The following is a 17,097-nucleotide window of genomic DNA, read 5'->3' on the forward strand; positions in this document are numbered from 1 at the left end:
ACGCGAGTTCCCACCGCAGTTTTCAAGGGAATCGTCGGCAAATGCAGCGTTCATTGTCGTCAACTTGAAGCCATTGGATTTACTCAATCTTGGATTGTAGGCGCGCATTTCTCGTGCCGGCCGTTCCGGCAGAGTTGGGAAGGACACGATTGTGAAGTTGAAATGCAAATGGGCTGAATTCGCCGCCGATGAATCCGGCGCCACCGCGATCGAATACGGCCTGATCGCTGCCGGCATCGCGCTCGCGATCATCGAGATCATCTATGCGCTCGGCACCGATCTGGTCGCAAAGCTGCAATCGCTGGCGACCGCTTTGAAATAGGGCGTCGCGCCACGGCATCGATGATGGAGTGCGGGGGGCCAGCATCATCTTCTTGATGAGGGCATCTTGCCCGATGCGTTGCCGCAACTTTGTTGCGGCTGGCGCGTTTGGTGGGCCATGACGCATTCCTCGCTTCGTCCCATGGACGCCTTCGATCCCACCGAGCCCGCCATTCTGCACGATCGCATCACGGACACGATCATCACCTGGACCGCTGACCAGGCCGACGATTACCGCCAGGCCAGCCGCCCGGGTGAGGACGGAACCGTGGCCTGGAAGGCCTACCTGTTCGATGGCTGGGGCAATGTGCTCGGTGGCTGAGCACCGTCCATAAAACCGTCATGTCGCGGCCGGCGGTGATTCGGCCAACGCCTTGTACGCATTAAACATATCGCCATGCATAACACGCGCTGTTGCAATGCAACAAAGCATGTCGCATTGCAGCAAAACGCGCCTAAATATGCTCCGACTCTTCCACTCAGGAGCATCACCAATGAACAAGAAGACTCTGTCGATCGCCGCCACCATCCTGACGATCGCGGGCAGCACCGCGGCTTTCGCCGCCGAACTGCCGACTTACGAGACCAACGGATTTCCGGTCTCGCCCTTGCAGGTTCGCGTCCTCGGCGCCGCGCATGTCGAGCAGCAGACCGCTGCGCCGACCACGCTGGCCTCGGTCCACCAGGCGAAGGCGCTCAGCCCGCGCAAGGTGAAGACCGCGACCGTTGGCGTGGCCCACTAAGCTGACATCGTGAACGGCAGATGGGTTCCGCGGAGAGGCGGGACCCATCTGCATCACGTGATCGAAGTCGACGCTGCTCGCGCATCGCATCGTGCAAGGTCTCGGCACGATGAATTGGCACCGATGCGCTGATTGAGAATCCGGCCGCGAACAAGTTCGCGTGAATGTGCCGGTGATGTATGCCCGTTCATAACGGGCTTGATCCTTTTAACAGTTGCTTTGCACGTCGCATTGCTTGATGCGGCCGCCGCATTGTTGCGGCCAATTTTGAAATCATAATGGAGGCCATTATGCCCGTTGCGCAGAAAGTCGTTGCCCCCACCACGTCGCCGCGTGCGTTCATTCTCAAGCAGACAGCTTTGTTCGCCGCCGCCGCTTTGTTCGCGTTCGTGCTGAGCCTGACCTACGGCCTCGATCTCAGCCCCGGATTTTTCTGAGCGATCTTCCGCCGCGCGCTAAGCTCTTCGCGCGCGCAGGCTTGACGGCGCGCGGCCGTAGAGTTCGGCGAAGGCGGCGTTGAATCTGCGCAGGCTGCCGAAGCCGGCCTGGAATGCAATATCGGTCATGCTGTCGTCGCCGGCATCGAGCAGGCGCTTGGCGCGCTGGACCCGCAGCGTCCTGGCGAGCTGATGCGGCGTGGCGCCGACGTGGCGCTCGAACAGGCGCGCCAGATGACGCGAGGAGATGCCGAGCCGCATCGCCAGATCGACCACCGAGCCTTGGTCGAGCGCGCCGTCATCGATCAGCTTCATGGCCCGCGCCACCGTGGAGCGCGTGCCGTTCCAGGCCGGGCAGAACGGCGCGGTTTCGGGCCGGCAGCGCAGGCAGGGCCGGAAGCCGGCGGCCTCGGCCGCCGCTGCCGTCGGATAATAGGCGACGTTGCGCGTCAGCGGCTGCTTGGCCGGACAGACCGGGCGGCAATAGATGCCCGTGGTCTTCACCGCCGTGAAGAAGCGGCCGTCATACCGGGGATCACGGCGCAGGCGCGCGGCGTTGCAGACATCGAAGCTCAGCATGGCCGGATCATAACGCATGAGGGCAGGGGTGGAAGGGTTGCGGGATGACCGAGTCCGATTGTGGCGAGCTGCAAGGCGCATCGCGGCCTAGAAGGCGCCCCTCAACGAAAACGAGGAAGCGCATCATGTCCAGCCCAAAAGATATCGTCCTGAACGCGTGGAAGATCTTTTCGACGCGCGATGCCGAGCGCATCGCCGCATTGTTCACCGATGACGCCGAATGGATCGCGCCGAAGGGCAATGCCACCGCCGTCGCGCTCGATCACACCGACCACATGGTGGGACCGCACCAGATCGCGCGCTTCATCGCGCAGGAGATGCACAGGATGTTCTCGAACATCGATATCGCGTTCCGCGGCGTCTATGCCGACGGCGATGTCGTGATCGTGGAGGAACGGATGCGCGCCACGCTGCCCGGCGGCAAGCCCTACGAGAACGACTATTGCTTCGTGTTCACGGTGGCGGGCGACCGGATCAGGCAGGTTCGGGAATACATGGACACGCGCAAGGGATGGCGGATGGTCTTCGAATAGGAGGCTGATGCGTGAGCCCCACAATCACCGCCGCGTGCCAGCCCTGCAGCCGCGTGGGTTGAGCCGATATACGCGCTGACATAAGGCTTGACCCCATGGACCAGCGAACGAGCGGCGCCGACGCTCTATCTCAGAACCAGATTGCGGCGCCGGCACTGCTCGGCGTCACTTGCGGCCTTGCCGCGGCGCTGTTCTGGGCGCTCGGCTTTGCCGCCACGCGGCATGGCCTCAAGCTCGGCTTCACGCCGGTCGATCTCCTGGTGCATCGCTATGTCTGGTCGGGGATCGCGTTCCTGCCGCTGGTGTTCCGCGCCGGCATCTCCGATCTCTGCGGCATCGGCTGGAGCAGGGGCCTTGTGCTGATGGTGCTCGGCGGCCCCGTGATGTCGCTGATCTCCTACACCGGCTTCCTGTTCGTGCCGCTCGGCCACGGCAGCGTGATCCAGCCCTCCTGCGCGACGCTGGGCGGCCTGCTGCTCGCGGCGGTCGTGCTGAAGGAGCACATCTCCGCCTCGCGCCTTGCCGGCGCGGTCGTCATCGTCGGCGGCCTCGGCGTGATCGGGGCGGAATCAATCGGCCATATCGGGGCCGACGGCGTGCTCGGCGATTTGATCTTCGTGCTCACCGGATTGATGTTCGCCGGCTTCGGCGCAGCTCTGCGCCACTGGCGCGTCTCGGCCGTGTCGGCTGCGCTGGTGATCAACGTGCTGTCGCTGCTGCTGCTGCCGGTCTACATCGCAACCGTCGGGCTCGCCCATGTTGCGGCGATCGGCGTGACCGAGAACGCGATCCAGGCGCTGGCGCAGGGCGTGCTCGCCGGCCCGGCCGCGCTCTATCTCTACGCCGTCTCGGTCCAGCGCCTCGGCGTTGCCCGCGCGGCGGTGTTTCCGGCCTGCGTGCCGGCGCTGACACTGCTCACCGGCTGGCTGCTGCTCGGCGAGCCGCCGACGATGCTGCAGGCGGCGGGACTGGTGACGGTGCTGTGCGGGTTCTATCTGGCGCAGCGGCAAAGGTAAGCGCGAGCTACGCCTTCTTCACGAACTCCGACTTCAGGTTCATCGCGCCGATGCCGTCGATCTTGCAGGCGATGTTGTGACCGTCGCTGGCGTCCTGCAGGCGGATGTTGCGCACCTTGGTGCCGCCCTTGACCACCGAGGAGGAGCCCTTGATCTTGAGATCCTTGATCACGATGACGCTGTCGCCGTCCGCGAGCACATTGCCGTTGGCATCGCGCACGCTTGCGTCCTGCGCGGTGTCCGCGGCCGCCTCCGCCGCACCGCTCCATTCATGGCCGCATTCCGGGCAGACCCAGAGATCGCGGTCCTGATAGGCGTGCTCGGAGCTGCAGGCGGGGCATTTCATCGTGTCGGTCATGGCAAGTCTGGTCTAACCCTTCGCTCGTCTCAACGCTTCGTTCGCGGCGCGACCGTAGGGGCAGGATTTGGGAAAGCAAGGGAAAGCTGCGGCCTGCGATCGCTGCCGGTGCGATATCACCGAAACAGCGCGACGAAGATCACGTAGAACCAGCCCAGGATGCCGTGGATGATCGCCCACAGGATGGAATGGTTGTTGGTGTAGGAGATCGCGATGGCGAGCGCCGAGCCGAAGCCGACGCCGTATTTCGCGCCCTCGACGCGGACGCCGTAAGAGCGATTGCCGTTCATGGTGATGCCTCCGTGAGTCGTTGACGGGCGCGAGCCTATGCGGTTGCCGCGATCCTGGCGACCGGCTTGATCCATGAGGCAATGTCGCCCTTGCGAGTTGACTGCCTCAACACCTCCGACACATCGAATCGCGAAAACAACCCCATGCACAGTAGAGACAGCCTTGATAAGGCTCGTGTTTTCGGTTGTGCCGAATAATGTTCTGATGCGTCGGGAAAACAGTGGCATGATGCGATGGTGCCGCTCGTCCGCGAGGCGCTTTGAGCGGAGTGCGCAGCACGGATGGAGCGCAAGCGTAATCCGGGATTTCATCCTTCCGAGACAAGACCCGGATTGCGCTTCGCTCCATCCGGGCTACGCTGCGCCGGCAGTCGAGATAACGGGACGACATGCCGGCAAAACCGAAACGAAAACTGAAGACCTACCAGACCTCGCTCGGCTTCTATGACCAGGCCATCGCCGCGCCTTCGATGAAGGCGGCGCTGGAGGCCTGGGGGGCGAGCTCCAATCTGTTCCATCAGGGCGCGGCGAAAGAGACTGACGATCCCGACATCGTCGCGGCGACCATGGCAAAGCCAGGCGTCGTGCTCAGGCGCCCCGTGGGATCGGACGGGCGGTTCACCGAAAGCGCCGAGCTGCCCACCGATCTCGTCGATGACGACGCCAGGCCCAGACGCAAGGCCAAGAGCAAGACGCGATCGACGAAGGCTCCCTCCAAGGCCGCCAACAAATCATCCGGCAAGATCGACGATCAGGCCGCCCGCAAGGCCGCCGCGGCATTCGAGAAGGAGGAGCGGCGGCGCGAGGCCGAGCGCCGCAAGGAGGAGGCCGCCCGCGCCAAAGAGCGCGCGCGCCGCGACAAGGCGGTCGCCCTCGCCGAGGCGGCGCTGGACAAAGCGAGACGGGAGCACGACGCGAAGGCGGAGGAGATCGACGCCGAGCGGGCCGCGCTGGATGAGCGCGCCGCGGCGGAGGAGGCGCGTTGGGACAAGCAGCGGGCGAAGCTGGAGCAGAGCCTGCGCCGCGCGCGGGAGTAGGGCCTTGCTACGATCCAAGAGATCGCGAGAGCAATTCCTTTACCATGCCATCCAGTCCCGGCTGAGGCGGCTGCCGTTTAGGAGTTGCAGGAAAGTTCTGCGCTATCTTCGCCCCGATTTCGGCAGCGTTGGAAACGCCGCCGCAAGTTTTCGGGAGCTGTCATGAGCGATCATCGCGCCGCAGTCAGGCATCACACCTTGCGCACCGGCATGGTCGAGTTCGACAACGGCACCGGCAGCATCGTCAGCGTGCCCTGCACGATCCGCGATGTCTCCGGCACCGGCGCGCGCGTGGCTCTGAACAGCTCGGCATGGGTGCCGGAGCAATTTTCGCTGGTCTTCTCGAACGGTCTGCGCAAGGGCTGCCGGCTCGCCTGGCGCAAGGAGCGGCTGATCGGCGGCGCGTTCGCGGACGGCTATGCGAGCGTGGACGAGCAGGCGGCCATGATGACCGCGGACGAGCAGGCCCGGCATAGGCTCGGGATCGGCGCGCGCGTCAAGGCCGCACGCGAGACCCGCGGCTATACCGCGGCCCAGCTCGCCGAGCGCCTCAGCGTCACGCCTGCCTTCGTGGCACTGGCCGAGCAGGGCGAGGCGGACATTCCTCTGTACCAGCTGATGCACATCGCCGATTTGCTGATGGTCAGTCTCGACGGGCTCGTCGCGGGGCCGGTGCCTGAGGATGTTGATGCGGGGTAGGGTTTCGCAAGCCTCCCGTAGCCCGGATGGAGCGAAGCGCAATCCGGGATGTTGCCACCGAATTCACTGGTCCCGGATTACGCTGCGCTCCATCCGGCTACGCGCGCTGAAGCGCCCAAGCGCGCGCCTCGTCGCTGAGGAGCCCGCTCTAAGCGGGCGTCTCGAAGCATGGCCGCAAAGTCGCGCGAAATTTGCTTGCCTTGCCCCGAGTCCTTTTGCACTCTTGCCGCGAAGGAGACCACCGCATGACAAAAATGACCGCCGCCTGCGCGCTCGGAACCGCCCTGGTGCTGAGCAGCCTTGCAACATCAGGCGCGGAAGCGCGGACGCGGAAAGCCGTCGTCGTTCGAGCCCCACAAGAGCGGCTCATCGTCACGGCGCCGGTGCTGAGGCCGACGCCGTGGGATTACAATGTCGTTCCACGCTATCGCTATCGCCCCGAGGACGACAAGGTCGATCCCTACGGCCCGCCGCTGGTGCCGTCCTATGTTCGCTATGAGGGATGGCGCTGGCCGTATTGGTGGTAGTGATCGACGCTTCGCCGTTCGGAGCTTCGTAGGGTGGGCAAAGGCGCACTTGCGCCGTGCCCACGTCTTCTCCTCGATCAGCCAAGACGTGGGCACGCTTCCGCCTTCGCTCTTCGAGCTACGGCGGACAAGTCGCTTTGCCCACCCTACGGCACTGCGCGTGCGCCGGCCCTCGATTCCGCCACGCTCGATCGGGGCCAGGCTCGTTCAGCAATTCGGACCGGTTCATTTGTGTTTGACAGGTCCGGAGCTTGAGAAAACGACATCTCCTCCAACTGATACGCCGATAAGTTGAAGTTTGATTGCTCGTCATCTCTGCGTGCAGAGGTGACGATTAGGAAAAAATGGCAAAGTGGGGGCTGTCAAGAGTACATCGAGGTAGAACGACACTTATCCCCGTAATAAACCCGATGCTGTTTGGGGTTCTGGGCGTATCGGGAGGATCAGTCGTGGCAAGTGTTGAACAATTGCACAGACGAGAGGGAGTGAACTTGGTCCAACTCGAAGCGGACATCACGTCGATCCGCTCGGGAAGCTCCATTACTTCAATTAATTTGCCTGATTACGTCGAGCACACCGCGGGCGTGTCGCGCGTCGGTGCGCTCAGTGCAGAGGCGGTCGTTCGCGACTATGAGTCCGCTGCAAAAGAGATCGAGGCCATGGGCACCGAGTTGATCGACGCCGCGCGAAAATGCGAGGCGCTGACGGCTCAGGTTCATGATGCGATCGCCTTCATGCGAGAAACGGCGGCGGGGTATCGTGAAGAGGGACGGAAGATCTTCCAACGCATCGAAGAATGCGCGCTGTTCACCGAAGACGTGCGCAAGACCTGCGAACAGGTCAAACGCAGAATGGCTGGAGTTTCATTTGGCCCATCTTCCGATGAGGAGCTTGCGCCGCAAGATCCCGAGCTGACGGGGATCGCGGCCAAGGTGACGATGAGCGAGATACGGTAAGGCGAGCGGAGAGCATAGTAGCTTCGTAGGGTGGGCAAAGGCGCACTTGCGCCGTGCCCACGTCTTCTCCTCGATCAGCCAAGACGTGGGCACGCTTCCGCCTTCGCTCTTCGAGCTACGGCGGACAAGTCGCTTTGCCTACCCTACGGCAGCTCGCTCACCAATCCGGATCGCCGTAATAAGGATCGTAGGGCGGCGGCATCCACGGGCCGCGCGGGGGCGGCCTCGGCCGCCGTGGCGCGGCGTCTGGTACGTGCGCCCGGGCACGCGCAGCCGAATCGTTGTTCACCACGCTGCGCGCGACCGGCTTGGCGGCTGCAGAAGCGGATGACGCCGGTGACGCGGTCAGTTGCGTTTGCAGCGCCTGGACCTGCGCGGCGAGGCGCGCATTGTCCGCCGCATCCTTCTCTTGCGCTGTCTTGAGCTGTTGAATGGTGTCGGCCTGCTCGCGCAGGGTCTGCTCGCTCCGGCTTTTCAGTTGCTCGAGCTTGCCGTTGATGCTCGCAAGCTCGCTGGTGATGGCCTTGAGCGATTGCGCCAGCTCCGATGACGACGCCTCAGGCGCCGCGGCGCCGGACTTTGGGGCGCTGTCCGTTTCCTTGGGCACTGGCGGCGCGGCCACCGGGCTCGGTTCATCCGCAGCAGCCAGCAGCACGACGGGCGGCTGCACCGGGTTTTCCACCGCGGACGCCTGCGGGGGCGTGCTCGCGGCCGGCGGAGCCCATCGCGCCATGATCGACTGGCCGATCGATTGGGCCTCATCGCGATATTGCGAAGCGACGGCGGCACCGAGCAGGGCGATCGCCAGCACGAGAATGACCAAGGCGCGCATCATGGCCGGATCTTTCTTCAAGCCGCGATCGCGACCCCCGGTATTCGGAACGTAGGGGCTCGGAACCCTGGCATCGGGCTTCGGCGCCTCGTCTCCGGGAGTGGCGGCTGCCGCCGGCGCGGCGCTTGCACGTGAGGCCCGCGGGCTCTCGCTCTCGCGTTCCATTCCGGAAACCAGTCGGTCCAGCCGCGCCAGGTCCTGCTCCGCGCTCTTGATCCGGTCGTAGGCCTGCGCGAACCCGCTATCGGCGCGCGCCTCGTCCGGCTTGGGGGCATCAGGCTTGCTGGTGTCAGGTTTGGGGTCGTTCGTGTCAGGCACCGATGCGCTCTCCATCCGGTCGGGCGTCAATGGGAGGCAGTCCGATCAAGGGAAGGATAGGTCTCGCCACTGTCCAACACAACGCGCGTGCAAAGGAAAAATTATGGCGGGACGGGAGCGGGGCTGTGCTCTTCAATGATCCTGGTCCGCCGCCAGCCGCGCAAACTGCCGCTTCATCGTATTGACCCTGGCGACATACCCCGCGACGAGATGATCGCCGCAGCGTGTCCCGGCGATCATCACAAACTTGCGCCGCGCATAGGCCGCCGCGGGACCTGCGCCGCAGAGATGGATGAAGGCGGCCAGATCCTGCTTCTGCTGCGCGCTCGGCTTCACATCGCCGGCGAGGGTGAGAACCAGCGCCACCTGGCGGTCCAGATATACCGAAGCCAGCTCGATGGCGTGGCTCGGGATCGCGCGGATGTAGAGGAAGGGAGACCCGCAGCCGGTTTGCGTGACCGCGTTGCCTCGGATACAGAACCGTGCGGCCTCCGCGAAGGCCGGATCGGTCATCTGGAAGAGGCCGACCGCGCTGGAGGCGGGCTTGTAAATCGCCAGCGGATTAAGACTCCACCGCCAGCGCCAATAGGTGCGCGCCACCGGATTGCCCGAACTCTCGACCTGCGCCAGCGCGGCCAGCAATTCCGGCGTGATCGCAGCCGTGGAATAGGTGTGGAAGAGCGGCCCGTATCTCGCCCAGGTCTCGGCCGGCTCCTTGTCGAGGGCGTGACCGACGACGGCGAAGAGTTCGGTTGGCTTGCGGATGATGTGATAGGCGATGTTGAGGAGCGCGAGGGTTGCCAGAAGGATCAAGACGATGCCCGCGATCCGGACCATCCGCGGCGCGCGCGCAAACTTCTTTCGCGCCCACTGGACGCTCCGCCGGACACTGCGAAGGCGGAGGAGGAGCTTGCTTTTCCTTGGCATGGGCGCTGTGGGCGTAAATCGCGGAGACGATGATGCATGGCGCCACCATCAAGACATGAAGACCATGCAGCTGGGATCACGTAGCATAGACGGAGCGCTCGGCCACAGTGGCGGCGACTTCATGACCACGGGACAGGACGCCTAGGCCCATGAACTATCTCGATCTCATGGACAATCGACGCCCACCGGCGTCCGCCGACGCCATCCGCGCGCTGGAACAACATATCGGCGCGCCGCTGCCCGCGCCCTACAAGGCGCTGCTGGCGCAATCCGACGGCGGCGGCTTCGAGCCCTGCGGCGTCGAGCTGCCCTGGCGCAACGACCGCACCGTTCTGGACCTGCTGTTCACGACCCATCCGACCGACAGCTACGGCGTCATCGACAATTACGACATGTATCGGAGCATGAACCGAATCCCCCGCCTGAGCTGCCCCTTCGCGCCCGATCCCGGCGGCGACCTGTTCCTGCTGAGCCTCGAGCCGGACAGCTATGGCCAGGTGTTCTACTGGGAGCACGAGCGTGAGCCGCCGGACGGTGGCGAAGAGTTCGCCGATTTCGCGAATACGAACCAACTGGCGCCTGATCTTGAGAGCTTTATTCTCGGGTTGGGGGAGGCGTGAGTTCGGAGATTAGTCCGCAAAGATCAGACCCAAGGAGTTGAGTGCACTGTCACTGAAATTTGGTAGCCCGGATGGAGCGCAGTGCAATCCGGGATGTTGCCACAGGATATACCGCCCCGGATTTCGCTGCGCTCCATCCGGCTACGCGCTCCATGAGCTAATTGCCGGCCATCAATAGCGGCCGCCGCTGCCCTTTTGCTGCGTGATCCAGGCCGACAATGATTTCGGTGCCGCCTTCGCAGTCCGGCCCGGTGATGCCTTCGGATTGTCGCGGACGCCTTTCGCCAGACGGGTGCGCGGCGATTCCGTTGCGCCAGCGCCCTTCAAGGCAGCCGTCGATGCCTCTGCGGCTTCCTTTTCCAGGCGCAACTGTTTCAATCGCGCCATCTTGATGCGCTCTGCCTCGACTTCAGGTCTTTCGGCGAGCAGCGGCTTGGCTTGAGCAAGCTCTGCCGGGACCAGGACACCGAGAATGGTCGTCTCGCCGAGCGCCTTGCAGGCCTCTAACCGATGCAGTCCCTCGACCAGAACGAGGCGGTCTCCGTCGAGCCGAACGGAAATGGGCTCCTGTTGTCCGATCTCCATAATACTTTCCGCGACCTCCGCGACGGTCTCGGGCTTGATGGCCTTCTTCTGCTTCGTGGGAACGAAGATCTTCTCGATCGGGAAGCTTTCCGGTTTGGGCATACCTGTACTCCGCTTCTACCGGGCCCGACGGAACCTATGCCGGTGAGGTCGGAGTTTAGGAGGGAAGGGCTCGACCGCAAAGGCAATTCGAGTTCAGGCTCTCATGGCTTCGCGGCCACAACCGCTCGCTTGGCGCGCGAAGCTGTTGGACGAACTGCGGCAAGTGGAGGTGGCGGCCGCGTTGCTGTTCGTTTCGAATAATCTTCGATTACTGCCTCGATCCGCGCAAGTAAAGGCTCGAAACCCGAGAAGTCGATACTACCGGCTAGCGGGCGGATAACCTTTTCTGCAAAAATGACCTTACCGTATTCTCCAGGAGCATCGTGTTCTTTATCGGGATTGAAGATCTTGCCATCAACTTTCGTCGCTAGCACGTGAGATTCAAAAAAATCTTCAGGGCACGATTTGTGATCAGCGCCCCTAGTCGGAGTTTTAACGAGGTACAGCGGACCGTCGAGATGATAGAATGGTAGGTCCGTTGCGAGGCCAATGCTCTGCCCAAATTTGCCTCTCAAGATTCCGAATATCGACTTTGCTCCATCGTCATTATCGATCAGCACAATTATCGGATGCTTCATTGGACGATGCTTGTGCCTTGCCAGTTCTTCTTTCCAGCCTTCGAGGAAGTATTTCAGATCGCCAGAGCCGCCGCGCATTTGGAGGAGGTCCCGCGACTGCTTCGAATATTTGAAAAATGCCACGTTTAAAAGGATGTCGCTGCCTCTAACGGAGGTCAATTTTGGATGAGCGCTCGCGAGTCTGCGGATCGCACTTTTCAAATAAACAGGATCAGTTGGCCCCTCGCAGATGATGAGTGGCTTTGTTGGGTCTACAAAATGTTTGAAGAATACAAGTCGGTAGTAAATCTTGCGAATAGCCGAAGGATATTCGTTCGTGTGTTCGACTCGGTCTGATAGCAGCTTTTTGCGTTTTGCCGCGTCCTTCTCTGCGGATAGCGCAATGTCGATCTGCCGCTCCCTAATATTATAGATATAGTCCAAGATACCCTCGAGACGTTGTACGGACGTCTCAGAGATGCCGTCGCGCAAATAGCTTCCTGTCGAAAGAAGCGAATGCGTCATTGCACGCGCTAACTTGTAATAGCGTTGCGGCACGTTGACTTTCTCGTTCACGGTTAGCCCCGTTACAGTCTGACAACTTCCGCGTACCTGCATCCTTGTTTTGGACTCGTTTATCGAGAAGCCTGCATCTTCAATACGGGATCGCAATTCGTCGCCGAGACTCCATCCCTCAGCGACCGCAACAGCAAGTGCCTCGGGAAATTCTTTTTGGTTCGTGGAGAAGGTGATGTCGTCCGCGTAGCGCGTATAGGAGCACTTGTTTCTCCCGGCTAGTCGAACAAGGCGCATGTCGAGAAAATGAGTCAGCAGTTCCGATATTATCGGAGAGCACGGACTTCCCTGGGGAAGGGTACCATTGTTGCACGCGATCTGGGCGATTAGCGTCGCGATTGGGCGTGCCAACTTAAAGTGATTGTTTGTAAGAAAGAAGCCGCGCACCCGGCCGAAATTGAGGCTAGGAAAGAAACCTTCGAGATCAAGGTTCAGTACGTATCGCCTCGATTTGTGTGACTTGGCATTGGTGATAATCGAGAACTGCTTGCGATACGCGTGCGAAAGCTTGTTTTTTCGTGGTTCGGACTCCTCTATCTCGCGAAGGCATTCGTACAGCAAATCAGCGAGTCGTTTTTGCAGCCCTTTGAGACGCGGAGTCGGCGCATCGATTCGCCGTGTCCCGCCTCCCTTCTTTGCTATGTCAAATGTCGTGTATTTTGCGGTGGGCGGTGTCAGGTAGACTATAAACGACAGTGCACTAGGTTTGTAACCGAGGAGAACTGCCAGATCATTCCTGGTTGTTGCTGCGCGGAGCGCGTGTAGGCTGGACAATGCGTTTCACCAGAACAAATGGCTTACAGGCACTCCTACGCGCCGCGCAGGCCATCATACCTGGAGATCATTGAGCATCGCTCAGGAGCAGCGCTCCTGCCGTTGGATCATATATCGCGAAACACGATAACAAATCTGCCTGTAAGCTTCCGGTGAGCTCAGAACAGATTCATATTTGTGCAAGCCTAGCGTGTTGAATCGGAGAGGTGCACGGCTTGTACTTTCGTCGACACGTCAAAGGAAAGGCGGCCTCTCGGCCGCCTTTCCTGGATGCTCGGGTATAATGATGATCGTCGAGATCTATCCCCTCACGAACACCCCGTCGTGCTGCCGCAAGTATCGCACTTCATGCAGGTCCCATTCCGCACCAGCGTGAAGTTGCCGCACTCGCTGCACATCTCGCCTTCGTAGCCCTTGGCCTTGGCTTCGGCGCGACGCTCGGCCTTGGTGGGGACGAGGGTCTGGGCGGTGCTGCCGGCTTTGCTCCATTGCAGCGCCTCGAGTTTCTCCGTGGGGGAGAGGTCGTGGGCTGCCTCCTGCTTCAGGGCGACGGCGCCTTCGAGGGCGTCGCCGACGCGGGCGCTGGTGCCGTGCGAGGCGAGCGCGGTGACCTTGCTGCCGCCGGTGGGGGCGCCGTCATTGCCCGGCGCGATCGCGGCGCTGCCGCCGCGCATCACGACGAGGTTGTCGGTCCGCGAGCGGGTGAGGCCGCGCGAGACCAGGCGGGTGGCGTGGTGGCCGCCGTCCTCGTCCGGCTCCTTGCCTTCCTCGACGCCCTTGCCGAGCGCGTCGAAGCCGGTCTCGTTGGGATCGACATGGGCGAGGTCGAAGCGCGACATGTAGCTCACCGCGAGCTCGCGGAAGACGTAGTCGAGGATCGAGGTCGCGTACTTGATGCTGTCGTTGCCCTGCACGGGACCCGCCGGCTCGAAGCGGGTGAAGGTGAAGGCGTCGACATATTCGTCCAGCGGCACGCCGTATTGCAGGCCGAGCGACACCGCGATGGCGAAGTTGTTGATGAAGGAGCGGAGCGCCGCGCCTTCCTTGTGCATGTCGATGAAGATCTCGCCGAGACGGCCATCGTCATATTCGCCGGTGCGCAAGTACACCTTGTGGCCGCCGACGACCGCCTTCTGGGTGTAGCCCTTGCGGCGATCCGGCATCTTCTCGCGCTCGCGCATCACGATGATGCGCTCGACCAGCTTCTCGACGATCTTCTCCGAGACCTGGGTCGCGCGTGCGGCCATCGGCTTCTCGTAGAGGCTCTCGACCGCATCGTCCTCGTCCTCATCATCGCTGATGAGCTGCGAGTTGAGCGGCTGGGAGAGTTTCGAGCCGTCGCGATAGAGCGCGTTGGCCTTCAGCGCCAGCTTCCACGACAGCATGTAGGCGGACTTGCAGTCCTCCACAGTTGCATCGTTCGGCATGTTGATGGTCTTGGAGATCGCACCCGAGATGAAGGGCTGCGCCGCCGCCATCATGCGGATGTGGCTCTCGACCGACAGATAGCGCTTGCCGATCTTGCCGCAGGGATTGGCGCAGTCGAACACCGCATAGTGCTCGGCCTTGAGGTGCGGCGCACCTTCCACCGTCATGGCGCCGCAGATGTGGACGTTGGCCGCCTCGATCTCGCGCTTGGTGAAGCCGACCGCCTGGAGCAGGTCGAAGCCGGGGGCCGCGATCGCCTCGGCGCCGATGCCGAGCTGGTCGCGAATGAAATCTTCGCCAAACGTCCACTTGTTGAAGGCGAACTTGATGTCGAAGGCGGTCGGCAGGGCCTTTTCGACCTTGGCGATGGCTTCATCGGTGAAGCCTTTTGCCTTCAGCGTCGAGGCGTTGATGCCGGGGGCGTTGGAGAGCGAGCCGTGGCCGACGGCGTAGGCCTCGATCTCCGCGATATCAGCTTCGCGATAGCCGAGCGCGCGCAGCGCTGCGGGGACCGCGCGGTTGATGATCTTGAAGTAGCCGCCGCCGGCGAGCTTCTTGAACTTCACCAGCGCGAAGTCGGGCTCGATGCCAGTGGTGTCGCAGTCCATCACGAGGCCGATCGTGCCGGTCGGCGCGATCACCGTGGTCTGGGCGTTGCGATAGCCGTGCTGCTCGCCGAGCGCGAGCGCCGCATCCCAGGCCGCCTTGGCATGGGTGACGAGGTCTTGTTGCGGGCAGGAGGCGTGGTCGAGCGGCACCGGGTTGACGCTGAGCGCCTCGTAACCGGAGGCCTCGCCGTGCGCGGCGCGGCGGTGGTTGCGGATCACGCGCAGCATGTGCGCGGCGTTCTTCTTGTAGCCGGGGAAGGTGCCGAGCTCGGCCGCCATCTCCGCGGAGGTCTTGTAGGTGATGCCGGTCATCACAGCGGTGAGGGCGCCGCAGAGCGCGCGGCCTTCCTTGCTGTCATACGACAGGCCCATGGTCATCAGGAGGCCACCGATATTGGCGTAGCCGAGGCCGAGCGTGCGGAACTCATAGGAGAGCTCGGCGATCGCCTTCGACGGGAACTGCGCCATCATCACCGAGATTTCGAGCACGATGGTCCAGAGCTGGCAGAGGTGCTCATAACCCCTGACGTCGAACTGCTTGGTCTCGGCGTTGTAGAACGTCAGCAGGTTCGCGGAGGCCAGGTTGCACGCCGTGTCGTCCAGGAACATGTATTCCGAGCACGGATTGGACGCGCGGATGTCGCCGGACGCCTTGCAGGTGTGCCAGTCGTTCATCGTGGTGTTGAAGTGCAGGCCCGGGTCGGCCGACGCCCAGGCGGCGTAGCCAATCTTCTCCCAGAGGTCGCGCGCCTTCAGCGTCTTCGTCACCTTCTTGGAGGTGCGGGCGTTGAGATTCCAGTCGCCATCGGTCTCGACGGCGCGGAGGAAGTCGTCCTTCAGCGAGACCGAGTTGTTGGAGTTCTGGCCGGAGACGGTGAGATAGGCTTCGCTGTCCCAGTCGGTGTCGTAGGTGTCGAACTGGATGTCCTTGTAGCCTTGCTTGGCAAACTGGATGACGCGCTTGATGTAATTGTCAGGCACGAGGCTGCGGCGCGCGAGCTTGATCTCGCGGCGGAGGGCAGGGTTCTTCTCGGGGTCGAAGCAGTCGTCGCCCGAGCCTTCGCAGTTGACGCAGGCCTTGAGCACCAGCTTGAGGTGCTTCTGGTTGATCTTGGATCCCGTGACGAGGGCGGCGACCTTCTGCTCCTCCTTCACCTTCCAGTCGATATAGGTCTCGATGTCGGGGTGATCGACGTCGACCACGACCATCTTGGCGGCGCGGCGGGTGGTGCCGCCCGACTTGATCGCGCCGGCGGCGCGGTCGCCGATCTTGAGGAAGCTCATCAGGCCGGATGAGCGGCCGCCGCCGGAGAGCTTTTCGCCTTCGCCGCGCAGACGCGAGAAGTTGGAGCCGGTGCCGGAGCCGTATTTGAACAGGCGCGCTTCGCGGACCCAGAGGTCCATGATGCCGCCCTCGTTGACGAGGTCGTCACCGACGCCCTGGATGAAGCAGGCGTGCGGCTGCGGGTGCTCGTAGGACGATTTCGAGCGGGTCAGCTTGCCGGTGAAGGGGTCGACGTAATAATGGCCCTGGCCGGGGCCGTCGATGCCATAGGCCCAGTGCAGGCCGGTGTTGAACCATTGCGGCGAGTTCGGCGCGACCATCTGCATGGCGAGCATGTAGCGGAGCTCGTCGTAGAACGCCTGGGCGTCCTCGTCGGTCGAGAAGTACTTGCCCTTCCAGCCCCAATAGGTCCAGCAGCCGGCGAGGCGGTCGAACACCTGCTTTGCGCTGAGCTCGCTGACATAGCGCTCCTTCTCGGGCAGCGCGGCGAGTGCGTCAGTATCGGGCACGGAGCGCCACAGGAAGGAGGGGACGGATTCCTCCTCGACCTTCTTCAGGCGCGCGGCGACGCCGGCTTTGCGGAAATACTTCTGGGCGAGCACGTCGGAGGCGACCTGCGACCACTCGGTCGGGACCTCGACGCCATCAAGTTTAAACACGACCGAGCCGTCGGGATTCCTGATCTCCGACGTGGTCTGGCGGAAATCGATTCCCGCGTAAGGTGACTGTCCTGCCGTGGTGTGGCGCCGCTCAATCCGCATCGTCTTGCCCCGTCCTTAAGTTTTGACCGGTCCCGCCTCCGTTCAGGCGTGCCGGTCGACATTTCGTTTCGCGGCGCTGTCAGCCATTCGGCCTTTGGCGCCGCAGTTCAGCCGGTGGATCCGGCTCTTGTTCTCCCGACGCGATGGCTCGATGCGCGCACCGATCATCCGCCGGCATGTCCAGACACATCCGCCCCCAAGGGGATGAGCCCGACATGCGTTCAACGC

At 62.7% G+C, this 17,097-nt stretch carries 19 protein-coding genes; 11 read left to right on the forward strand and 8 right to left on the reverse strand.

Annotation, left to right across the window (positions count from 1 at the left end; translation table 11 throughout):
* The first annotated feature begins 157 nt into the window (after positions 1 to 157).
* From BM190_RS34635 to BM190_RS40820, 4 genes are all read left to right on the forward strand, one after another.
* Positions 158 to 322 carry a Flp family type IVb pilin gene (locus tag BM190_RS34635; protein ID WP_502687017.1) on the forward strand — a complete coding sequence of 55 codons (165 nt, stop codon included), beginning with the start codon at positions 158 to 160 and terminating at the stop codon, positions 320 to 322.
* 117 nt (positions 323 to 439) lie between these two features.
* On the forward strand, positions 440 to 643 hold the full coding sequence (locus tag BM190_RS34640) for a hypothetical protein (RefSeq protein WP_091956908.1): 204 nt from the start codon (positions 440 to 442) through the stop codon (positions 641 to 643).
* Positions 644 to 815: 172 nt separating this feature from the next.
* A complete protein-coding gene (locus tag BM190_RS34645; RefSeq protein ID WP_092262015.1) occupies positions 816 to 1,064 on the forward strand; it encodes a hypothetical protein in 249 nt (82 codons plus the stop codon).
* Between the two features lie 290 nt (positions 1,065 to 1,354).
* Positions 1,355 to 1,501, forward strand: coding sequence for a hypothetical protein (locus BM190_RS40820; RefSeq protein WP_177237473.1), 147 nt, complete (start codon positions 1,355 to 1,357; stop codon positions 1,499 to 1,501).
* An 18-nt stretch (positions 1,502 to 1,519) separates the two neighbouring features.
* Here the strand turns inward: BM190_RS40820 and BM190_RS34650 are convergent, their stop codons facing one another.
* A complete protein-coding gene (locus tag BM190_RS34650) occupies positions 1,520 to 2,080 on the reverse strand; it encodes a bifunctional transcriptional activator/DNA repair enzyme AdaA (protein ID WP_092262073.1) in 561 nt (186 codons plus the stop codon).
* A 125-nt stretch (positions 2,081 to 2,205) separates the two neighbouring features.
* On the opposite strand from BM190_RS34650, the gene BM190_RS34655 reads away from it, so the two are divergent.
* Both BM190_RS34655 and BM190_RS34660 read left to right on the forward strand, forming a co-directional pair.
* Entirely contained in the window at positions 2,206 to 2,613 is a 408-nt protein-coding gene (locus tag BM190_RS34655; RefSeq protein WP_092262016.1) for a nuclear transport factor 2 family protein, read from the forward strand.
* Between the two features lie 95 nt (positions 2,614 to 2,708).
* Positions 2,709 to 3,629: a DMT family transporter gene (locus BM190_RS34660; RefSeq protein ID WP_092262017.1), complete on the forward strand. Its 921-nt coding sequence runs from the start codon at positions 2,709 to 2,711 to the stop codon at positions 3,627 to 3,629.
* A gap of 7 nt (positions 3,630 to 3,636) precedes the next feature.
* Here BM190_RS34660 and BM190_RS34665 read toward each other — a convergent pair whose 3' ends face one another.
* Entirely contained in the window at positions 3,637 to 3,987 is a 351-nt protein-coding gene (locus BM190_RS34665; protein ID WP_092262018.1) for a zinc ribbon domain-containing protein YjdM, read from the reverse strand.
* A 116-nt stretch (positions 3,988 to 4,103) separates the two neighbouring features.
* Complete coding sequence (locus tag BM190_RS40825) at positions 4,104 to 4,277, reverse strand: hypothetical protein (protein WP_177237474.1); 174 nt, start codon at positions 4,275 to 4,277, stop codon at positions 4,104 to 4,106.
* Positions 4,278 to 4,666: 389 nt separating this feature from the next.
* Here BM190_RS40825 and BM190_RS34675 point away from each other — a divergent pair, with 389 nt between their 5' ends.
* The 4 genes from BM190_RS34675 (at position 4,667) to BM190_RS34690 (ending at position 7,496) form a co-directional block, all read left to right on the forward strand.
* A complete protein-coding gene (locus BM190_RS34675; protein ID WP_092262019.1) occupies positions 4,667 to 5,314 on the forward strand; it encodes a cell envelope biogenesis protein TolA in 648 nt (215 codons plus the stop codon).
* Between the two features lie 162 nt (positions 5,315 to 5,476).
* On the forward strand, positions 5,477 to 6,013 hold the full coding sequence (locus BM190_RS34680) for a helix-turn-helix domain-containing protein (RefSeq protein ID WP_092262020.1): 537 nt from the start codon (positions 5,477 to 5,479) through the stop codon (positions 6,011 to 6,013).
* Positions 6,014 to 6,258: 245 nt separating this feature from the next.
* Positions 6,259 to 6,540, forward strand: a complete 282-nt coding sequence (locus BM190_RS34685) for a hypothetical protein (RefSeq protein ID WP_018322975.1) — start codon at positions 6,259 to 6,261, stop codon at positions 6,538 to 6,540.
* A 410-nt stretch (positions 6,541 to 6,950) separates the two neighbouring features.
* A complete protein-coding gene (locus BM190_RS34690) occupies positions 6,951 to 7,496 on the forward strand; it encodes a hypothetical protein (protein ID WP_018322976.1) in 546 nt (181 codons plus the stop codon).
* Between the two features lie 157 nt (positions 7,497 to 7,653).
* On the opposite strand, the gene BM190_RS34695 is transcribed toward BM190_RS34690, so the two are convergent.
* Complete coding sequence (locus BM190_RS34695; RefSeq protein WP_092262021.1) at positions 7,654 to 8,661, reverse strand: hypothetical protein; 1,008 nt, start codon at positions 8,659 to 8,661, stop codon at positions 7,654 to 7,656.
* Positions 8,662 to 8,778: 117 nt separating this feature from the next.
* The gene (locus BM190_RS34700; protein WP_092262022.1) at positions 8,779 to 9,573 is read right to left on the reverse strand and encodes a transglycosylase SLT domain-containing protein; all 795 of its coding nucleotides are present in this window, start codon (positions 9,571 to 9,573) and stop codon (positions 8,779 to 8,781) included.
* Positions 9,574 to 9,722: 149 nt separating this feature from the next.
* Here BM190_RS34700 and BM190_RS34705 point away from each other — a divergent pair, with 149 nt between their 5' ends.
* Complete coding sequence (locus tag BM190_RS34705; protein WP_092262023.1) at positions 9,723 to 10,193, forward strand: SMI1/KNR4 family protein; 471 nt, start codon at positions 9,723 to 9,725, stop codon at positions 10,191 to 10,193.
* Positions 10,194 to 10,364: 171 nt separating this feature from the next.
* On the opposite strand, the gene BM190_RS34710 is transcribed toward BM190_RS34705, so the two are convergent.
* The 3 genes from BM190_RS34710 to BM190_RS34720 all read right to left on the reverse strand — a co-directional run bounded on the left by BM190_RS34710 (position 10,365) and on the right by BM190_RS34720 (position 16,869).
* Positions 10,365 to 10,880, reverse strand: coding sequence for a ParB N-terminal domain-containing protein (locus tag BM190_RS34710; RefSeq protein ID WP_092262024.1), 516 nt, complete (start codon positions 10,878 to 10,880; stop codon positions 10,365 to 10,367).
* A 101-nt stretch (positions 10,881 to 10,981) separates the two neighbouring features.
* Positions 10,982 to 12,787, reverse strand: a complete 1,806-nt coding sequence (locus BM190_RS34715) for a retron Ec67 family RNA-directed DNA polymerase/endonuclease (protein ID WP_092262025.1) — start codon at positions 12,785 to 12,787, stop codon at positions 10,982 to 10,984.
* 308 nt (positions 12,788 to 13,095) lie between these two features.
* Positions 13,096 to 16,869, reverse strand: coding sequence for a vitamin B12-dependent ribonucleotide reductase (locus BM190_RS34720; RefSeq protein ID WP_092262026.1), 3,774 nt, complete (start codon positions 16,867 to 16,869; stop codon positions 13,096 to 13,098).
* Between the last annotated feature and the right edge of the window lie 228 nt (positions 16,870 to 17,097).

This window comes from Bradyrhizobium sp. Rc3b, assembly GCF_900114915.1.
In the GTDB taxonomy this organism is placed as follows: domain Bacteria; phylum Pseudomonadota; class Alphaproteobacteria; order Rhizobiales; family Xanthobacteraceae; genus Bradyrhizobium.